A 17,531-nucleotide genomic window follows, 5' to 3' on the forward strand; every position below is an offset into this window, starting at 1 on the left:
CGGTGCGCTGCACCACCAAGGGGCTTCATTCGATGGGCGGTACATCGACCCAAGTGATCAACACCCCAGGGGCCAAGGGGTTGGGGCAGGCCGCAGCACACACGGTTTGTGGGGCTCGGCCACGCACCGTCAAAGTCAATTGCAGGCTTTGGCGGGTCTGGGTCTGCTGGACCTGTAACAGCCAGGCTTGAAGGCGGGGGGTGTCCTGGATGGGCAGCCATGAGGCCAATGGCGTGCCTTGCACGGTGGGCAGCGTTTGCTGCAAACAGGCCAAGGCTTGGGCATTGCAGGCCAGCACGCTGCCTGCAGCGTCTAGCGTGATGTGGGCACTGGGCCAGGCATCGTGCAACAGTTGCTGGCGCTGGCAGGTTGACTCCAGCTCGGCGCGTGAAGCGAGCAGCTCCTCGTTTTGCAGGTCCAACTCCACCTGGTGCACCTGCAACTCGTGCAGCAAAGCCAGCGCATCGTGCGCCGTGTCTGGCGATGAGGCCAAGTCAAACAAGACCTTGAGGGCCGAGCTGGCATCGCGGCCCACCAGGGCGTCATGGGCGTTGCTTGAAAGCTGGGTGCGGGCTCGTTCACGCAAGCTGGGTGGGGTCGGCGTGCTGGACATTGATGGCTGGTTCATGGGGTGTTCCGGTTGGATTGAGGTTCAATTGGCTTCGCGCAAACGAAACTCCAAGGCCTTGGCCGTGCTGATGTCCACAAAAGTCAGCACCGCACCATTGACGGTGTTGGCCAGCGTCTTGTAGGGCATGATGCGCACCGAAAACCAACGACCGTCTGCCGCGCTGACCGCTTGGGTGTGGGCGGTCAGGGATTGCAAGGTGGCTTGCACATCGTGCAGCAAACCTGGGTAGTTCAATGTGTTGGCCAAATCACTCAAAGGTCTACCCACATCGGACTCACGCAGGTGAAAGATGGGCACCGCTTGTTCGGTGTAGCGGCGCACATTCAGCCCGTTGTCCAGAAACAGCGTGGCGATGTCTGTGCTGTTGAGCAGGTTTTGCATGTCGCTTTGCGCCAGCGCCAGATCGTCCAGTCGTGTTTGCAGTTCACTGTTGATGGTTTGCAACTCCTCGTTCATGGACTGACCCTCTTCTTTGGCCGTGGTCAGTTCCTCGTTGGCCGCCTGGAGTTCTTCGTTGCTGGCTTTGAGCGATTCGTTGAGCGCATGCATCTGGTTTTTGGAGCTGCTCATTTCCTGGCGCAAGGTCTGCATTTCATCGCGGGCCATTTGCAGTTCGGCCTGTTGCACGGGGTCTTTGTCCCCTGTGGCCTTGTCTGGCAGGGCCAGGGCAGCCAGACGGGGCATCTCTTGGAATATCAGCATGGCGGTGCCTTCCAGACCCTTGGGCTCTTGCAAGGGGTGCACCGTGATTTGCAGTTGTCGATCTGCCACCGCTTGCAGGGGCAGGGCATTGACGACCACGGTTTGCTGGTCCTGCAAAGCCTGGCGCAAGGCCACGGCCACTTGAGCTCGCCACGCTGGGCGCAGCATGACATGCACATTCCAATTGGCTTTGCCCGCAGCGGGCTCGAGGTAGGCACCTGTACGGCCACTGATGTAGAGAATATCGCCCGAGGCGTTGACCAAGACAGCCGCCGGTGAGAAGGTTTGCAGCAACACATGATCGGCCAGCGATTGCAGGTTGTGCGGTGGAGTGTTGGGGGCTGAGGACACGGTCAGTTCCTTGTGGGTGGGTCGCGCATCGAGGCGGCGTTGAACCGGGAACACCAGCGAGTCGGTGGGCCCACTTTGCGCCATCCGGCCATAAATGCGCGAGCCCGGGATCAGTGATGTGAACAAATGCTGCGATCTCCTGACTGTTTCTGCGCTGCCCAGCACCAAGACGCCTGCACTGCGCAAGCTGAAATGAAACAGGGGCATCAAACGCCGTTGCAGCAAGGCGCTGAAATAAATCAGCACATTGCGGCACATCAACAAGTCCAGTTGTGTGAAAGGCGGGTCAACAATCACATCGTGTTGGGCAAACATGACCATGGACCGGATGTCGGGATGAACCGTGTAACCGCCGTCTTTGGGGATGAAAAACCGCTCACGCCGCTCAGGGCTGACAGAGGCCAAAGCCGCTGCGCTGTACCAGCCTTTGCGGGCCAAGGTGATGGCCGCAGGATTGAGGTCGGTGGCGTAAATTTGCACGGCCCTGCGTGGGCCTGAAGCCAGGTCTTGCGATTCGCGCAAGGCCATGGCCAGGCTGTAGGCTTCTTCGCCTGTGGAGCAACCCAAGACCCAAGCCCTCACACTGGGCTGCTGCGCTGCGTCAAGCCATTTGGGGAAAACATGGCTTGCCAGATCCTGCCAAATTGGCGGGTCCCTGAAAAACGAGGTGACCCCGATCAGCATTTCCGAAAACAGCAACTTCAACTCTTGCGGGTTGGCTTGGAGGTGGTTCACATAGTCAGCCACGCAGCTCAATTGGTGCACATGCATGCGCCGCTCCACCCGGCGTTGCAAAGTGCTGGGCTTATACAGAGAAAAGTCGTGGTGCAGTTGCTCATTGAGCATGTCCACAATGGTCCGCAATCCATCGACTGGCCTTGAGCTTGTCGTGTCAGTGTCTGACGTGGCGCTGGGGGCAGGGGGTGTTGACGTGGTGCCCATGGACGCGGCTTTTTGCAGCAGGCACAAGGGCAGGTCTTCGGGCGAGGCCACCGCATCGATGCCTCCGGCATCGATGGCACTTTGTGGCATGGAGGCAAACGCGGCGGTCTCGGGTTGCTGCACCAAGCACAAGCCGCCCGCTGCGTGAATGGCTTGCATGCCCTGCACCCCATCGTTGCCCATGCCCGACAAAATCACCCCCACAGCCCGATCTTGTTGGTCCAGCGCCAAAGACTTCAAAAAGTCATCGATGGGCCAATGCAGGCCTTGCGCTTTGGGGGCCACCTGAAAATGCAGGCAACCGCGCTTTATGGTGAGTTCGCCGCCGGTGGGCATCACATGCACAGTGTCGGGTTTCAACACAAGGCCGTTGTGAGCGTCTTGCACGGGCAAACGGGTCACGGTCTGCAGCAAAGAGGCCAACAAGGTTTTGTACTGCGCACTGGTGTGCTGCACCACCACAAAGGCCAGGCCCGTGTCCAAGGGCACATGGGCAAAGAATTTTTCCAAAGCGTCAAGCCCTCCGGCTGACGCACCGATGCCCACAATGCGTGGACCCTCAAGGGGTGAGGCCCCGGAATCGTCAGTCAACAGCGGCAATCGTGGCGGTCATGTGTGGGTGCTTTGTCATTGGGCCATCAGGTTAGGCAACAAGCGATCGTATTCGGTCTTGATCACTTTGTAGCATTCACATGTGCTTTGCTCCAGACCCGTGCGATCGAGCAGCTGAATGTGCCCTCGAGAGTAACGGATCAATCCTAGTCGCTCCAGGCGCTTGGCCGCTTCGCTCACCCCGACACGCCGAACGCCCAACAAGGTGGCGACCTTGTCATGGGTCAGCAGCAGTTCTTTGTCTGCCGTGCGGTCCAGGCACAAGAGCAAAAATCGGCTGAAGGCGTTTTCGACGGTGTGATGGCGGTTGCACACCGAGGTTTGCGCCATTTGTGTGATGAGCGCTTGTGTGTAGCGCAGCAGCACATGCAGCAATGGCGTGGAGTGTTCAAACTCTTGCAACAAATCCACCGCACGCATGCGCAAAAAGGTGCCCGCCAACAACACGGTGGCATGGCTGGTGGTGGATTGCCCCCCCATGAAGCTCGACACCCCCACCAAGCCTTCGTGGCCGACCAAAGACAGCACCGAAGAGTCACCGTTCTCGATCAGACCATGCAAGGCCACGATGCCCCGCAAGGGAAAGTACACATGCTGAAAACGGCTGCCTGCCTCGTGCAAAGATTGCCCAGAGGGCAGATTGACCAAGCTCAGCAGGGGCCTTAGGCGCTGCCAATCGACCTCGGGCAAGCAGGACAAAATTGTGTTGGCCGGACGCGTCAGGGTGTCCATCATGCTGGCACTCGGGGCGAACTCGCCTGAAGGCATGACCGTGTGATGGACGGATTTGCAAATCGTCTCATGAAGCCTTTTGTGAAAAAACCGGATCGGCCCTTGCTTTGGAGTCAAGCAGTGCAGGGTCTTGAAATCATCTTGCACCAGCAGCGAGGGCACTGATTGACTTGCATCAATCAACAGCTTGTTTCAATTGTGGTTATTGACCCCGCCGGGCACGACGACGGGCTGCCGGGACACACACCTCGAGGGCCAATCAAAGAATGCATGAGTGCGTGCGCCACACCACAGACCCCAGCGCCATGGGCTTTTAAAGTGAACACGTCTCCTTGGTTTTCATTCACTTCAAAGGCTTGTATGTCAGATTCCAAAACGGCTCAGGAAAAAATTTCGTCCATGGGCGCCAATGTGTCCAGCCACGTCAACGACGCGATCAAAGAAGCGCGTCCGGTGATGGAGCGTGTGAGCCACCGCATCAAAGATGAGCTCAACCACATGGGCGATGTCGGCATGGAAGCCGCTGCCGATGTGAAGCACAAAATTGAAAACGAAGCCCACCACGTTCGTGTCACGGCCGAGCACTTCATTCAGCACCAACCCCTCAATGCCATCTTGATCGCGGCAGGCACAGGTGCTCTGGCGGCCATGGCTGCTTCTTGGTTGTTGCGCTCGCGTCAACACTGATGCTCAAGCTGCTGTTCAAGTTGTTGGCCTTGTCCCCTGATTTGTACAAAGGGCATGCCAAGGCATATGCCGATTTTGCAAGCTGGGCATGGGCTCAACATTTGCGCAGATTGAGATGCCGCTGGGCCTTGTATGTGCTCAGCGCAGCCAGCCTCATGCTGGGCCTGACTTTTTCAGGCCTGGCGATCTTGATCTGGAGCGCCTTGCCCGTTGTGGATGGCCGCTACATCGGGGTCATGTGGGGGCTGCCGTCGCTCTTTTTGGGCTTGGGGGTGGCCTTTGGGGTGTGGGCCAGAAGTTTCCAGACACAGGCTTTTTGGGACGTTCTCAAAGAGCAGATTCAGCTGGACATCCTCATGCTTGAACAAGCCAAAACGCCTTGAAGGCCGAATCGCTTGGGCCATTTGACCTTGCGCAGAGCGCACAGCAAGTCGCAGCGGGCTGTCCCTTTTGAAGTTCAACAAATTGACGCTCATTTCAAGGAATTACCTCATGAGTCACTCCCTCTTGCGTTCTGGCCATCTGGCTGGCGTGTTGGCTTTGGTGTCTGCGGTCACTTTGGCCGCTTGTGGCGGCGGCAAAGATCCGATTTTGGGCCTGGGCACCGGACCTGCTCTGGTTCCCAGTGTCAGTGCAACAGCACCCTTGGCCCGTCAACCGGCGGTCACTGGCGTGGCGACCAACACGCAGTTGGCCGCCACCTTCAACAAGCCCATGGACCCCGCGACACTGAATACAGGCACTGTTTTGTTGGCCTGCCCCTCGGCTTCGCCGGTTGCCGGCACGGTGACCTATGAGCCAAACAGCCGTGTGGTGAGCTTTGTGCCGCTTGGCTTGTTGCCCGCCAGCACCTTGTGTGTGGCCACCGTGACCACGGGGGCCAAGGATGCATTGGGGGTGCCCCTGGCCAGTGATTTTGTGTGGTCGTTTGAAACCGCTGCTTCGGCCGACACCCAAGCCCCCTTGGTGACGGGTTTTGTTCCGGCCTTGAACGCTGTGGCGGCCACCAATGCGCAGATCACGGTGAGCTTCAATGAAGACATGGCACCCTTGTCGCTCAACACCGCCAGCCTGATGCTCAACGCCACCGTGGGCAATGTCCCCATCAGTGGCACGGTGAGTTATGCCGTGGGGGCTCGCACGGCCACATTCACACCGACCAACCCGGCGCTGCTGCCGGCCAACACCGATTTCACAGCCACGGTCAGCACGCTGGCCACGGATTTGGCGGGCAATCCCTTGGCGGCCAACATGGTCTGGACATTTTCCACCGCCAATGCGCTCGACAGCACGGCACCCTTGGTCAGCTTGACTTTGCCCGCACCAGGCAATTTGGGCATTTGCATCAACCCCATCCTGACCGCCCAATTCAGCGAAGCCATGGACCCCTTGAGCTTGACCACGTCCACCCTGACCTTGGCCCCAACAAGCGCGCCGGGTGCCGCAGTGGGTCTGGTGCTCAGTTACGACCCCCTGACGAACACCGTCTCCATGAACCCCAGCTCCATGCTGAGTGCCCAGACCGCTTACACCGCCACGGTCCGCTCGGGCACTTTGGGCGTGAAAGACTTGGCCAACAACGCACTGGCCAGCGACAAGGTCTGGTCGTTCACCACGGGGAACGCCACTTGCCAGGTGCCCGTCGTTTTGGGCGCATCGTCTGGTTTTGCCATTCTGGCCTCCGCATCTGTGACCAACATTCCCACGTCCACCATCGTGGGCCATGTGGGCTTGACGCCGGACACCGGGGCCAACATCACCGGCTTCAGCTCGCCGCTCACTTGCCCAGAAGTGGTGGGGCAAATTTATGCGGTGGACAGCACCGGTCCGGCCTGTGCCTTGCCCGATGGGGTGCTGCTGAGCCAAGCCAAAACCGACGCCTTGGCCGCTTTTGCCAATGCCAACCATGCCGTGCGCGGTACCCCTGTGTCGGTGACCACCAACTTGGCAGGCCTGACCTTGTACCCGGGTCTGTACGAGTCCCTGACCTCGCTGGATTTGTCTGCCGGTGGTGCCTTGACCCTGGACGCCCAAGGCGATCCGAACGCCGTGTTTTTGTTGCGCAGCGCCACCTCGATCACCACCTTGTCGACCAGCCAAATCGTGCTGAGCGGCGGTGCCAAAGCCAGCCAAGTGTTCTGGACGGCGGGCAGCGCCATCACCCTGGGCGTCAATTCGGTCATGAAAGGCACTTTGCTGGCAGGCACGGCCGTGACCTTGCAAACCGGTGCCAATTTGGAGGGCCGAGCCCTGAACCAAGGCCCGGCAGCAGCGGCCATCACCTGTGACGCTTGCACCATCACCTTGCCCACACCGTGAGCAAGCCTTCCCCTTTCGGTAGAGGCATTTCGCCTGTTTTTGGAGAAAAAGAAATGAAACGATTGACTTTCAAACAAGGTCCGGTGCTGGCAGCTTTGGTGGTCTTGACCACCCCGATGCTGCATGCTCAGGACGCCCCCGTGAACACGGGCATGTACATGGGCATCAGTGCGGGCGAGTCTCGCGCCAACATCGACAACGCCCGCATCACACAAAGCCTGCTGGGCGCTGGCTTCACCACGGACAGCTTGACCGAGGACCGACGGGGCATGGGCTACAAAGCCTTCATTGGCATGCCGATCAACCCGACCTGGGCGGTCGAGGCAGGCTACTTTGATTTGGGCCATTTTGACTTTGTGGCCAACACCGTTCCGTCTGGCAGTTTGACGGGCCGCGCCCGCATCAAGGGCCTGAATCTGGACGTGGTGGCCACTTTGCCCATCACCGAGCGTTGGTCCTTGCTGGGGCGTGTGGGGGCTGCTTATGCGCAAACCCAAGACACCTTCAGTGGCACCGGTGCGGTCACCGTGCTGGACCCTTCGCCCCGCAAACGCGAGACAAATTACAAATACGGCGTTGGCACCCAGTACGCTTTCACACCCGCTTTGACCCTGCGCCTGGAGGCCGAGCGTTACCGAGTCAACGACGCTGTGGGCAACCGGGGTGATGTGGACATGGTGTCGGTGGGCCTGGTTTACCGTTTCGGCGGCTCACAGCCCTCGGTCAAAACGGTCTACACCCCTTATGTGGCCCCAACGCCCGCCCCGATGGTGGCGCAAGCACCTGCACCCCAGCCGCCCGCAGCCCAGCCGGTCATCGTCGTGGTGCCCGCACCTGTTGCGGCCCCCGTGGCGGCTCCGGCACCCAAACCTTGGGTCAAGGTGAAACTGCAAGCGGATTCTTTGTTTGGTTTTGACCAAGACCGTCTGCAAACCGATGGCAAGCAAGCTTTGGACAAACTGCTGCTCGAACTCAAAGAGGTGAACGTCGAGGCGATCCAGGTGATAGGCCATACCGACCGTTTGGGCACGCCCGCTTACAACGACAAACTCTCGATGCGACGGGCCGAAGCGGTGCAGAACTACCTGATCCAAGTCGGTGGTGTACCGGCCAACAAGGTCAGTGCCAAAGGCGTGGGCTCGAGCCAGCCCGACACCTCGCCAGACGAGTGCAAAGGTCAAAAGGCCGGTCAAGCCCTGATCACTTGTTTGCGCGTGGATCGCCGTGTGGAAGTTGAAGTCACGGGTGCCAAGCAAGCACGCTGAAGCAGCCCATTCAAAAGCCTGCACCTTGGGTTCAAGGTGCAGGCTTTGCTGTTGTTGGAGGGGGCCCTGTGCAGACAGGGCCCCTGAGCGCCTGCTAAAGTCGTCTGCCTTGAATCAAGCGCACCAACAGGGTCACCACGGCGATGACCAACAAAATGTGGATGAAGCCACCCAGCGTGTAGGAAGACACCAGCCCTACCACCCACAGCAAGAGCAAAACGATCGCAATGGTTTCAAGCATGGTGTGGGCCTAGTTTGTGTTCTTGTTGATTTCGTGGCCAACCACACCCCCCACGGCCGCACCACCCAAGGTGCCTGCCGCGCTGCCGCCCGTCAAAATGGAGCCGCCAACGGCCCCCACACCTGCGCCAATGGCGGTTCTTTTTTCTTGCTCAGTCATGCCAGCGCATGCGCTGAGGCCCAAGACGAGCGCGACCGCGGCCGCTGTGCGCAAGCCGCAAGAGGGAAGGGGGATTTTTTTCATGATGGAACTCCTGGACGGGTTAGAGGAACGCTCGACCCCTGCCTGAATCCAAAGGGCTCTGGCAGGGTCAGCCGTTTCAGCATAGGAGCCGCGTGTTGGTCCGTCTGTGGCTTGCCTCACCAAAGAGTCCACTGATTTGTAGGCGCGACGCCCCCGCCGCGAAAAGCTTCGCAGCCCACAACCCATCGCCCCGAGGGCAGTGCTCCCACAAAATGCCAGGCATCCCCCCTTGTAGGAGCGACGCCCTCGTCGCGAAAAGCCTCGCAAACCACCCCCATCCCCCCGAGGGCGGGGCTCCCACAAAATGCCAGGCACCCCCCTGTAGGAGCGACGCCCTCGTCGCGAAAAGCCTCGCAGCCCACAACCCATCGCCCCGAGGGCGGGGCTCCCACAAAATGCCAGGCACCCCCCTGTAAGAGCGACGCCCCCGTCGCGAAAAGCCTCGCAGCCCACAACCCATCGCCAAGGCGGCGGGGCTCCCACAAAATGCCAGGCATCCCCCTGTAGGAGCGACGCCCCCGTCGCGAAAAGCCTCGCAGCCCACAACCCATCGCCCCGAGGGCGGGGCTCCCACAAAATGCCAGGCATCCCCCTTGTAGGAGCGACGCCCCCGTCGCGAAAAGCCCAGCAAACCACCCCCATCCCCCCGAGGGCAGGGCCCTCACAAAATGCAGGCGGCAGCCCCGCCGCATGGCAGGTCAGGTCACTCGGCGCTCAGCACCCGCCCGGGGTTGAGCAGGTTGTGCGGGTCCAGGGCTTTTTTGACGGCCCGCATCATGGCCAAGGCTGTCGGGTCTTTGTAGAGCGGCAGCTTGCCCGCTTTGAGTTCGCCCACGCCGTGTTCGGCACTGATGGAGCCTTTGAACCGGCTGACTTGGTCAAACACCACGGTGTTGACCGCGTCTTCATGGGCAAGCACAAACGCTTTGCCGTCTTGGCCCTCGGGTGCTTGCACGTTGTAATGCAGATTGCCATCACCCAAATGGCCAAAATCGACCATGCGCACGCCCGGAAACGTCTGGGCCAGCAAAGCGTCGGTTTCGGCCACAAAAGCAGGGATCAAGGACACCGCAATGCTGATGTCGTGTTTCACGTTCGGGCCTTCTTGCTGCTGCGCCAAGGTGATGCTTTCACGGATGTGCCAAAGCCCCCGCGCTTGTGTCAGGCTTTCGGCCACCACGGCATCGGTCACGCAGCCGTGGTTCATCGCCTCTTCGAGGAGTGACTCAAACTGACTGCGGGCATGCGCCTCGTTTTCGCTGTCCGAGTTTTCGATCAGCACGCACCAAGGCGTTTCTTGCCACAAAGGCACGCGCAGTTGGGGGTAATGTTTGTCCACCAAGCTCAGGGCAAATTGCCCCATGACCTCAAAACCCGTCAGGCTGGGCCCCAAACGCTGGTGGGCCAGGCCCAGCAGGGCCACAGCCGCCTCCATGCTGGGCACGGCGGCCCAGGCGGTCAGTTGTGCAGCAGGCTGCGGAAACAACTTCATGGTGGCCGCTGTGATGATGCCCAAAGTGCCCTCGCTGCCAATCATCAAATGGCGCAGGTCATAACCTGTGTTGTCCTTGCGCAGCCCTGTCAGGCCACTCCAGACCTCGCCCTGAGCGGTGACCACTTCCAGGCCCAGGCACAGCTCTCGGGTGTTGCCGTAGCGCACCACTTGTGTGCCCCCGGCGTTGGTGCCCAAATTGCCGCCAATGGTGCAGCTGCCTTCGGCCCCCAAACTCAGAGGGAACAGCAATCCGGCACTGTCGGCAGCAGCTTGCAGGTTCTGCAGCACGCAGCCCGCCTCGACGGTGATGGTCAGGTTGTCTTTGTCGATGGCACGCACAGCGTTCATGCGGGTCATGCTCAACACAATTTGTGTGCCCGAAGCGTCAGGCACGCTGCCCACCACCAAGCCAGTGTTGCCGCCTTGCGGCACGATCGAGGTTTGGGCCGCTGCACAAGCCTTGACCACGGCCGCCACCTGCGCGGTGTCTGCAGGCCGCACCACGGCCAAGGCCCGGCCCTTAACACGTTTGCGCCAGTCTTGTTCCCAAGTGGCCAGGTCCACCCCCGGTGTTTCATGGGTCAAGACGTGGGCATCGCCACAAATTTGGCGCAGTTGCGCGAGCAAGGTTGTATGAGCGAGGCTGGGGCTGGACGTGGTCATGGGCAGGGTGTGGGTCAAGTTCAAGGCAACAAGCGGCTTGTTTTGGGGACTGATGTGTGGGCCGCAAAGCCGCCCTCACTGGAGCCTTAATTTTTGGGCACAGGCACAAACAAGCCAGTCGCCTTGGCGGCTTTGAAGCGGATTCGCACATGAAGGGCGCAGGCCACGAACAGCACCACGCAAAGTAAAGTCTGCAGACCGGCCAAGCCCGACGAGGGCCAAGCATCGCCCCAAGCGCGGACCACACCTTCGGTGAAATACAGCCAGATCAGCAGACTGACCCAGCGGTAGGTGTACATGCGATTTTTGAGCAAACCCGCCAGCGGCAGGCACAGGGGCAAGACCTTGATGGCCCACCAAGAGCCGCCCGGGCGCAAGGGGGCCAGCCACAGCTCCCAAAGCAGCCCCGTCAAAATCAGGCCCAGCAAGCTGCCAACGGCCATCCATCGGGTCAAGTCAAGGCCCTCCGGGATACGTTCGGTCTCAGAAAGGGGGGCGTTTTGTGGTGGGGGCGTGGTGTGGGGCTTCATTGCGGTGGCATCATACCGGGCATGTTGCCTACCGCCTACAAGACCTCGTTGTACGACCATGCCCGCCTGTGGTGGCAAGAGCTTTGTGCCTTTCCCTGGCGTCAGATGGCGGGTGTTTTGGCCCGGCGTTTTCGAGATGCTCGCCTGGGGGTGAGCGCGGGCTCATTGACCTTCACCACCATGCTGGCCATCGTGCCGCTGTTTGCGGTGGGCCTGGCCGTGTTTGCGGCGTTTCCGGTGTTTGGCAAGTTCCAGGACACGATCCAGCGTTGGTTGGTTGAAAGTCTGGTGCCCGAGAGCATTGCCCGCCAGGTGCTGAGCTATTTGACGCAGTTTTCGCGAAAAGCCAGCCGCCTGGGTTCGGTGGGTTTGGTCGCGGTGTTGATGTCGGCCGTGGTTTTGATGGTCACGATCGAGCGCACCTTGGGCCAGATTTGGGGCTTGCAACGCCAGCGGCCATTGCCACAAAGGGTCTTGCTGTACTGGTCGGCCATCACCCTGGGGCCTTTGTTTTTGGGGGCCAGCCTGGCCATCACCTCGTATGTGGTCACCGCCTCGCAAAATGTGGTGGATGTCTTGCCCGGCCCGATTCGGTGGTTGCTCGACAGTTTTGAGTTTGTGTTGCTCACGGCCTGTGTGAGTGGTTTGTATTTTTATGTGCCCTTTACCCGCGTGCGCTGGCGCCATGCCATCACGGCAGGTTTTTTGGTGGCAGCGGGGCTGGAGTTGGCCAAAAAAGGCATGGCCGTTTACCTGCTGCAAGTGCCGACCTACTCGCTGATTTACGGCGCCTTCGCTGCGCTGCCTATTTTGTTGGTCTGGATTTACGTGACCTGGCTGCTGGTGCTGCTGGGCGCGGTGCTGGCCGCCAGCTTGCCCGAGTTGGGTCGCCCAGAGTGGCGCAAACCAGACGGCGCGGGCTGGTCCTTCAGGCTGGCGCTGGAGGTCTTGGCCGAGTTGAACGCCGCCAAGGCGTCAGAGCGGCGGGGTTTGAGCACCGATGATCTGGCCAAGCGCTTGCGGGTGGAGTTGAGCGAGCTGCGCCAGGTGCTGGAGGTTTTGCGTGGCCTCGATTGGGTAGGACGCCTGACCGAGCAAAACGACCAGGGCCAAGCCCGGCAGGTCTTGTTGGTCGACCCTGCGCTGGCCACGGTGGCCCCGCTGGCCGACCGTTTGCTGGTGCTGCGGGGGTCTGCGACCGACCCGATTTGGCAGAAAACGGGTCTGGACCAGATCCGCTTGGTTCAGCTGCTGCCGAGGTGAGCGCTCAAAAACTCACACGCCCGCGCCACATGTCCCGGTACATGACCCAGTCGCCCATGAAGCTGTAGAGCGGGCGCTTGAAGCTGGCGGGCTTGTTCTTCTCGAACACAAAATGCCCGATCCAGGCGCAGCCGTAACCACACAGCAAGCCATACAGAAAGTACTGCGGTTTGCCGGTCACGGCCAGCATGGCCAGACACATCAGACTCAAAGTGCTGCCCACAAAATGCATGCGTCGGCAGGTCCGGTTGCTGTGCTCGCTCAGGTAAAAGGGGTAGAACTCGGCAAAGCTGTTGTGCTGCACCGTTGGTGTTTCAGTGGTGTTCATGGCGTGTCTCCTTGTTGCTTATTGGATTGAAAACGGTGCGTGCAAAAAGCCGCGAAACCGGGCCCTGCCGCCGCGCTGGGGCGCTTGCGTGAGCTGGAAATTTGGAAAGCGCTGCAAAAAGCGGCCGATGGCCACGCGGCCTTCCAAACGCGCCAAGCTCAGTCCCGCGCACTGGTGCACCCCAAAGCCAAAGGCCAAGTGCTTGTTGCCGGTGCGGCGCAAGTTGAGTTGTTCGGGGTTGTCGTAAACGGCAGGGTCACGGTTGGCAGCGCCAATGCACAGCGTGACCAAGGCTCCTGCGGGCAAGTCGACGCCGTTGACCTGCGTGGCCTGAACCGCGCGGCGGTTGCTCAGTTGGTTGGACGATTCAAAGCGCAAAAACTCGTCCACGGCCAGGCCCATGATTTGTTCCCGTTCTTCGACGCTGGCCGCTTGCTTCAGGTCGGCTTTGAGTTGTTCGCGCTGCTCGGGCCATTCCTGCAGGCTGATGAGCGCGTTGCCAATCAGGTTGGTGGTGGTTTCATGCCCGGCGTTGAGCAGGAACACGCAGTTTTGCAGCAGCTCGACTTCGCTCAGCGCTTCTCCATTTTCCTCACCCTGAATCAGCCGGGTCAGCACGTCGTGCTCAGGGTCACCCGGGTGCAATCGGCGATCTGCCACCAATTTGCGCAGGTAGGCCAGAAACTCGCTCACGCTGCGGTTGCCCCGCTCTTCCTGCTCAGGGCTCAGGGCGGGCTCCAGTGCCCCCAAAATGGCCAGCGACCAGCCGCGCAGCGGTTCGCGCTCGGCATGTGGCACGCCCAGCAGGTTGCCGATGATTTCCACGGGAATAGCCGAGGCAAAGTCTTCGATCAGGTCGCCGCCGCCTTGAGCTTCGATCTTGTCCAGCAGGCTGTCCACCAGCAGCACCAGGCCAGGCTCCATGGCTTCAATGGCGCGGCGGGTGAGCGCCCCCATGATCAGGCGGCGCACCCGGGTGTGCAGGGGCGGGTCGTTGAAGACCAGGCTGCTCGTGTGGTGCTCGAACAGCGGGGAGACACCGCTTGTTGTGGCGAAGGGCGGCTGGTTGAAAGGCGCGTGGTTGTATTTGGGGCCGAATTCGACCTGTTTGTCAGAGCTGAAGACCTTGGCGTCACGGTACACCGCCACCAGATCGGCATGACGCGTGAGGAAATACGAGCCATCGGGCATGCGCTTGAAGGGCTCGGACTCGCGCAGTGCCGCATAGACCGGGTAAGGGTTGTCCAGAAAGTCGCGCGGCAAGGCCCGCAGGTCCAGGTTTTGGGCCAACTCGCGGGCCCTGTCTGCCGACAAGGGCGGGGTGATGTGGTCAGTCAATGTGTTCATCTTGTAGAAGCGCACCCCTGTGCGCGAACGGCCGTCCAGCTCACGGTTTCAAAAAATCTTTGAGCGCCTGCAACACGCCTTCGGGTGCCTCGGTCATGAGCGAATGGCCTGCAGGCAGCTTCACCACCTTGGGTTGTGTGCACAGGTCAATCAAGCTTTGCGCCGCTTTGGGCGGCGTCATCTGGTCGGCGTTGCCCAGCACAAACAGGGTGGGGCAGGCCACTTGCGGCATGGCGGCTTCTGCGCCTCGGTAATCGTCGCAGGCCTTGAAGCCGGTGTGGAACACGTTGACCTGCGTGTTGCTGGCCAGCACCCGGCGCATCAGCGCTTTGCTGCCGCCATACAGCCAGGTGCCGGGGCCCAAAGCCGAAGGCGGTGGGGCGAGTGTGGAATGCGAGAAGCTGTTGACCATGTCAATGGCTTTGAAGGGGGCGCTGACCGACAACTCAAGCAGGGCGGGCGACACGCGCATGGGGTAAGCCGTGCCGACCATGACCAAGTGGCTCACGCGCCCGGGGTGGGCTTGCGCGTCGCGGGCCGCCGCCTCCAGGGCAATGAGCGAGCCAAAGCTGTGGCCGATCAGCGCAGCCTTTTCGATCTTCAGGGCATCGAGCAAGGCGATGACGGTGTCGGCCGCTTCTTCCACGCTTTGGGGTGGGGTGCCTTCGCTTTTGCAGTGCCCGGGCAGGTCAATGGCCAGCACGTTCCAGCCGTGGTGCGCCATGTAGCGGGTTTGCAAAATCCAGACGCTGTGGTCGTTGAGCACGCCGTGTATGAACACGGTGGTGGGCTGCTCGGGGTTGAAGGGCTTGCCGCCGGTGTAGGCGTAGAGCGTGTGGGTGGTCAGTGGAATGTGCATGATGGGTGGCAGTTCAAAGGTCCGGGATCAGGCGTTTGCCCATGCTGACGACCTGGTCGTCGCGGTAACCCAGCGATTCGTAAAAAGCCAGCACTTGGGTGTTGCTGGCACGCACTTGCAGATTGATTTTGGGGCAGCCCGAGGCCAGCAACAGGGCTTCGCCGTGCTGCATCATGGCCTTGGCGTGGCCTTGTCTTTGGTGGTCCGGCGAGACGGCCAGGTAGTTCACCCAACCGCGATGGCCTTCATAGCCGAACATAGCGCTGGCCATCAAGCGGCCCTGCACTTCGCCCACCAAAAACAGGTCCGGGCGCACTTGCAACTTGCGGGCGATGTCTTTGTAGGGATCGTTCCAAGGGCGGGTCAGGTCACAGCTTTGCCACAAAGCCACCACGGCAGCTTCGTCAGAAGTTTGGTAGGTGCGGATGTGCATGGTGATCAGGCCTTTTCTGCGGCCTTGAGGGCTTTTTTCAGGTCGTCGATCAGGTCGGCCGGGTCTTCCAGGCCAATCGACAAGCGGATGGTGCCGGGGCCGATGCCGCCTGCGGCCAGTGCTTCGTCCGTCATGCGAAAGTGCGTGGTACTGGCCGGGTGGATCACCAGGCTGCGGCAGTCGCCCACATTGGCCAGGTGGCTGAAGACCTTCAGGGTTTCGATGAACTTTTGGCCTTGGGCGCGGCTGCCCTTGATGTCGAAGCTGAACACCGAGCCTGCGCCGCGTGGCAAGAGCTTTTGTGCCAATGCGTGCGAAGGGTGGCTCTCCAGCAAGGGGTGGCCCACGCGGCTGACCAGCGGGTGCGCCGCCAAAAACTCGACCACTTTGGCCGTGTTCTCCATGTGGCGCGCCATGCGCAGGGGCAGGGTTTCGATGCCTTGCAAAATCAGCCAAGCGGTGTGCGGGCTCATGCAAGCGCCAAAGTCGCGCAGGCCCTCGCGCCTGGCGCGCAGCAAAAAGGCACCCACCGTGCTCTCTTCGCTGAACACCATGTTGTGAAAGCCTTCATAGGCTTGGCTCAGCTCGGCAAACTTGCCCGATTTGTCCCAATCAAAGCTGCCGCCATCGACCACCACGCCGCCCACCACCGTGCCGTGGCCCGACAAAAACTTGGTGGCCGAGTGGTAGACCAGATCGGCCCCGTGGTCAAAGGGCTTGATGAGCCAGGGCGAGGTGAGGGTGGAGTCGACCAGCAGCGGCACGCCCGCTTCGTGGGCGATGGCGCTCACGGCCTCAATGTCCAGCACGTCCATGCCGGGGTTGCCCACGGTTTCGCCAAAAAAGAGTTTGGTGTCGGGCTGCACGGCGGCGCGCCAGGCGTCCAGGTCACCGGGCTTGACAAAGGTGGTGCGGATGCCAAATCGGCTCAAGGTGTAGTGCAGCAGGTTGTGTGAGCCGCCGTACAAAGCACTCGACGCCACGATGTGCGAGCCCGCGCCCATGAGGGTCGCAATGGCCAAGTGCAAGGCTGCCTGCCCGCTCGATGTGGTGATGGCCCCGATGCCGCCCTCCAAAGCCGAAATGCGTTGCTCCAGAACCGCGTTGGTGGGGTTGCTGATACGGCTGTAAACGTGGCCGGGGCGCTCGAGGTTGAACAGCGCCGCCGCTTGGTCTGAGGATTCAAAAACGAAGGAGGTGGTCAGGTGGATGGGCACGGCCCGTGCGCCTGTGGCCGGGTCGGGGGCCGCACCTGCATGCAGGGCCAAAGTGTCAAAACCGGGATCGCTGTAACCAGCCATGGGGTGTCTCCAAAAAAGATCGCACCAGCCAAGGGCAATGGCTGGGCACAGGGTTCATTGTGGGCTATATTAATTCTTCACAAGTCACATTTTGGCCAGAGGAGACACCCCATGAAAGTCAGCGATATTCTGCGCGTCAAAGGCAGCACTTTGTTCACGGTCAAACCCGATGAACTGCTGGCCACCGCCTTGAACGCCATGGCCGACAAAGACATCGGTTCTTTGGTCGTGATGTCGCAGGGCCAACTCGCTGGCATGCTGACTTTTCGTGAAGTGATTCAGCAGGTGGTCAAAAACGGTGGACAAGTGGGCCAGACTACGGTCCAAGAGGCCATGGACACACAGCCCCTGACCTGCACCAGCGAGACGGACCTCGATGAGGTGCGCCGCATCATGCTCGAGCGCCATGCCCGCTACATGCCCATCATGGATGAGCATGTGCTCATGGGGGTCATCAGCTTTTACGATGTCGCCAAGGCCGTGGTCGACAGTCAAGATTTTGAAAACAAAATGCTCAAAGCCTATATTCGCGACTGGCCGGGCCAAGATTCGCCTGCCGCTGCGCCAAGCGCCTGATTGAGCATGGG

Annotated in this window: 18 protein-coding genes; 6 read left to right on the plus strand and 12 right to left on the minus strand. The window is 60.7% G+C overall.

What is annotated here, in order from left to right:
* Nucleotides 1-25: 25 nt before the first annotated feature.
* Genes B9Z48_RS06195 through B9Z48_RS06205 form a run of 3 tightly spaced genes read right to left on the minus strand, consistent with a single transcriptional unit; the run spans nucleotide 26 to nucleotide 4,006 of the window.
* The gene (locus B9Z48_RS06195) at nucleotides 26-628 is read right to left on the minus strand and encodes a PAS domain-containing protein (protein ID WP_108377527.1); all 603 of its coding nucleotides are present in this window, start codon (nucleotides 626-628) and stop codon (nucleotides 26-28) included.
* Nucleotides 629-652: 24 nt separating this feature from the next.
* Complete coding sequence (locus B9Z48_RS06200) at nucleotides 653-3,217, minus strand: chemotaxis protein CheB (RefSeq protein ID WP_233261034.1); 2,565 nt, start codon at nucleotides 3,215-3,217, stop codon at nucleotides 653-655.
* Nucleotides 3,218-3,253: 36 nt separating this feature from the next.
* Complete coding sequence (locus B9Z48_RS06205; RefSeq protein WP_233261035.1) at nucleotides 3,254-4,006, minus strand: Crp/Fnr family transcriptional regulator; 753 nt, start codon at nucleotides 4,004-4,006, stop codon at nucleotides 3,254-3,256.
* Between the two features lie 324 nt (nucleotides 4,007-4,330).
* On the opposite strand from B9Z48_RS06205, the gene B9Z48_RS06210 reads away from it, so the two are divergent.
* The 4 genes from B9Z48_RS06210 (at nucleotide 4,331) to B9Z48_RS06225 (ending at nucleotide 8,241) form a co-directional block, all read left to right on the plus strand.
* The gene (locus B9Z48_RS06210; RefSeq protein WP_108377528.1) at nucleotides 4,331-4,657 is read left to right on the plus strand and encodes a hypothetical protein; all 327 of its coding nucleotides are present in this window, start codon (nucleotides 4,331-4,333) and stop codon (nucleotides 4,655-4,657) included.
* Complete coding sequence (locus tag B9Z48_RS06215; RefSeq protein ID WP_108377529.1) at nucleotides 4,657-5,040, plus strand: hypothetical protein; 384 nt, start codon at nucleotides 4,657-4,659, stop codon at nucleotides 5,038-5,040. The genes B9Z48_RS06210 and B9Z48_RS06215 overlap by 1 nt, the downstream gene beginning before the upstream one ends.
* Before the next feature lie 109 nt (nucleotides 5,041-5,149).
* Complete coding sequence (locus tag B9Z48_RS06220; protein WP_108377530.1) at nucleotides 5,150-6,976, plus strand: Ig-like domain-containing protein; 1,827 nt, start codon at nucleotides 5,150-5,152, stop codon at nucleotides 6,974-6,976.
* A 53-nt stretch (nucleotides 6,977-7,029) separates the two neighbouring features.
* Nucleotides 7,030-8,241 carry an OmpA family protein gene (locus tag B9Z48_RS06225; protein ID WP_108377531.1) on the plus strand — a complete coding sequence of 404 codons (1,212 nt, stop codon included), beginning with the start codon at nucleotides 7,030-7,032 and terminating at the stop codon, nucleotides 8,239-8,241.
* A 94-nt stretch (nucleotides 8,242-8,335) separates the two neighbouring features.
* Here B9Z48_RS06225 and B9Z48_RS06230 read toward each other — a convergent pair whose 3' ends face one another.
* The 4 genes from B9Z48_RS06230 to B9Z48_RS06250 form a co-directional block, all read right to left on the minus strand.
* Nucleotides 8,336-8,482 carry a lmo0937 family membrane protein gene (locus B9Z48_RS06230; protein WP_108377532.1) on the minus strand — a complete coding sequence of 49 codons (147 nt, stop codon included), beginning with the start codon at nucleotides 8,480-8,482 and terminating at the stop codon, nucleotides 8,336-8,338.
* A gap of 9 nt (nucleotides 8,483-8,491) precedes the next feature.
* Entirely contained in the window at nucleotides 8,492-8,725 is a 234-nt protein-coding gene (locus tag B9Z48_RS06235; RefSeq protein WP_089963829.1) for a glycine zipper 2TM domain-containing protein, read from the minus strand.
* Nucleotides 8,726-9,428: 703 nt separating this feature from the next.
* A complete protein-coding gene (locus B9Z48_RS06245) occupies nucleotides 9,429-10,883 on the minus strand; it encodes an FAD-binding oxidoreductase (protein ID WP_108377641.1) in 1,455 nt (484 codons plus the stop codon).
* 86 nt (nucleotides 10,884-10,969) lie between these two features.
* Nucleotides 10,970-11,326 (minus strand): DUF2069 domain-containing protein, encoded by a 357-nt coding sequence (locus B9Z48_RS06250; protein WP_233261046.1) that lies wholly within the window; start codon nucleotides 11,324-11,326, stop codon nucleotides 10,970-10,972.
* 108 nt (nucleotides 11,327-11,434) lie between these two features.
* Here B9Z48_RS06250 and B9Z48_RS06255 point away from each other — a divergent pair, with 108 nt between their 5' ends.
* Nucleotides 11,435-12,676, plus strand: a complete 1,242-nt coding sequence (locus B9Z48_RS06255; protein ID WP_108377535.1) for a YihY family inner membrane protein — start codon at nucleotides 11,435-11,437, stop codon at nucleotides 12,674-12,676.
* Nucleotides 12,677-12,680: 4 nt separating this feature from the next.
* On the opposite strand, the gene B9Z48_RS06260 is transcribed toward B9Z48_RS06255, so the two are convergent.
* The 5 genes from B9Z48_RS06260 to B9Z48_RS06280 are packed head-to-tail and all read right to left on the minus strand — an operon-like array spanning nucleotide 12,681 to nucleotide 16,944.
* Nucleotides 12,681-13,004 carry a DUF962 domain-containing protein gene (locus tag B9Z48_RS06260; RefSeq protein ID WP_108377536.1) on the minus strand — a complete coding sequence of 108 codons (324 nt, stop codon included), beginning with the start codon at nucleotides 13,002-13,004 and terminating at the stop codon, nucleotides 12,681-12,683.
* A gap of 18 nt (nucleotides 13,005-13,022) precedes the next feature.
* Nucleotides 13,023-14,351 (minus strand): cytochrome P450, encoded by a 1,329-nt coding sequence (locus B9Z48_RS06265; protein WP_108377642.1) that lies wholly within the window; start codon nucleotides 14,349-14,351, stop codon nucleotides 13,023-13,025.
* 40 nt (nucleotides 14,352-14,391) lie between these two features.
* Nucleotides 14,392-15,210, minus strand: coding sequence for an alpha/beta fold hydrolase (locus B9Z48_RS06270; RefSeq protein WP_108377537.1), 819 nt, complete (start codon nucleotides 15,208-15,210; stop codon nucleotides 14,392-14,394).
* Nucleotides 15,211-15,223: 13 nt separating this feature from the next.
* The gene (locus B9Z48_RS06275; protein ID WP_108377538.1) at nucleotides 15,224-15,643 is read right to left on the minus strand and encodes a GNAT family acetyltransferase; all 420 of its coding nucleotides are present in this window, start codon (nucleotides 15,641-15,643) and stop codon (nucleotides 15,224-15,226) included.
* A 5-nt stretch (nucleotides 15,644-15,648) separates the two neighbouring features.
* Nucleotides 15,649-16,944, minus strand: coding sequence for an O-acetylhomoserine aminocarboxypropyltransferase (locus tag B9Z48_RS06280; protein ID WP_108377539.1), 1,296 nt, complete (start codon nucleotides 16,942-16,944; stop codon nucleotides 15,649-15,651).
* 111 nt (nucleotides 16,945-17,055) lie between these two features.
* On the opposite strand from B9Z48_RS06280, the gene B9Z48_RS06285 reads away from it, so the two are divergent.
* A complete protein-coding gene (locus B9Z48_RS06285) occupies nucleotides 17,056-17,520 on the plus strand; it encodes a CBS domain-containing protein (RefSeq protein WP_089963815.1) in 465 nt (154 codons plus the stop codon).
* The last annotated feature ends 11 nt before the right edge of the window (nucleotides 17,521-17,531 follow it).

Origin of the sequence: Limnohabitans sp. WS1, assembly GCF_003063265.1 — a bacterium.
GTDB lineage: Bacteria > Pseudomonadota > Gammaproteobacteria > Burkholderiales > Burkholderiaceae_C > Limnohabitans_A.

Bases quoted from the DNA above. Each gene is read 5' to 3' on its own strand.
- B9Z48_RS06195 (WP_108377527.1), bottom strand. From the start codon at position 628: ATGAACCAGCCATCAATGTCCAGCACGCCGACCCCACCCAGCTTGCGT.
- B9Z48_RS06205 (WP_233261035.1), bottom strand. From the start codon at position 4,006: ATGCCTTCAGGCGAGTTCGCCCCGAGTGCCAGCATGATGGACACCCTG.
- B9Z48_RS06210 (WP_108377528.1), top strand. From the start codon at position 4,331: ATGTCAGATTCCAAAACGGCTCAGGAAAAAATTTCGTCCATGGGCGCC.
- B9Z48_RS06215 (WP_108377529.1), top strand. From the start codon at position 4,657: ATGCTCAAGCTGCTGTTCAAGTTGTTGGCCTTGTCCCCTGATTTGTAC.
- B9Z48_RS06220 (WP_108377530.1), top strand. From the start codon at position 5,150: ATGAGTCACTCCCTCTTGCGTTCTGGCCATCTGGCTGGCGTGTTGGCT.
- B9Z48_RS06225 (WP_108377531.1), top strand. From the start codon at position 7,030: ATGAAACGATTGACTTTCAAACAAGGTCCGGTGCTGGCAGCTTTGGTG.
- B9Z48_RS06230 (WP_108377532.1), bottom strand. From the start codon at position 8,482: ATGCTTGAAACCATTGCGATCGTTTTGCTCTTGCTGTGGGTGGTAGGG.
- B9Z48_RS06235 (WP_089963829.1), bottom strand. From the start codon at position 8,725: ATGAAAAAAATCCCCCTTCCCTCTTGCGGCTTGCGCACAGCGGCCGCG.
- B9Z48_RS06245 (WP_108377641.1), bottom strand. From the start codon at position 10,883: ATGACCACGTCCAGCCCCAGCCTCGCTCATACAACCTTGCTCGCGCAA.
- B9Z48_RS06250 (WP_233261046.1), bottom strand. From the start codon at position 11,326: ATGGCCGTTGGCAGCTTGCTGGGCCTGATTTTGACGGGGCTGCTTTGG.
- B9Z48_RS06255 (WP_108377535.1), top strand. From the start codon at position 11,435: ATGTTGCCTACCGCCTACAAGACCTCGTTGTACGACCATGCCCGCCTG.
- B9Z48_RS06260 (WP_108377536.1), bottom strand. From the start codon at position 13,004: ATGAACACCACTGAAACACCAACGGTGCAGCACAACAGCTTTGCCGAG.
- B9Z48_RS06265 (WP_108377642.1), bottom strand. From the start codon at position 14,351: ATGAACACATTGACTGACCACATCACCCCGCCCTTGTCGGCAGACAGG.
- B9Z48_RS06270 (WP_108377537.1), bottom strand. From the start codon at position 15,210: ATGCACATTCCACTGACCACCCACACGCTCTACGCCTACACCGGCGGC.
- B9Z48_RS06275 (WP_108377538.1), bottom strand. From the start codon at position 15,643: ATGCACATCCGCACCTACCAAACTTCTGACGAAGCTGCCGTGGTGGCT.
- B9Z48_RS06280 (WP_108377539.1), bottom strand. From the start codon at position 16,944: ATGGCTGGTTACAGCGATCCCGGTTTTGACACTTTGGCCCTGCATGCA.
- B9Z48_RS06285 (WP_089963815.1), top strand. From the start codon at position 17,056: ATGAAAGTCAGCGATATTCTGCGCGTCAAAGGCAGCACTTTGTTCACG.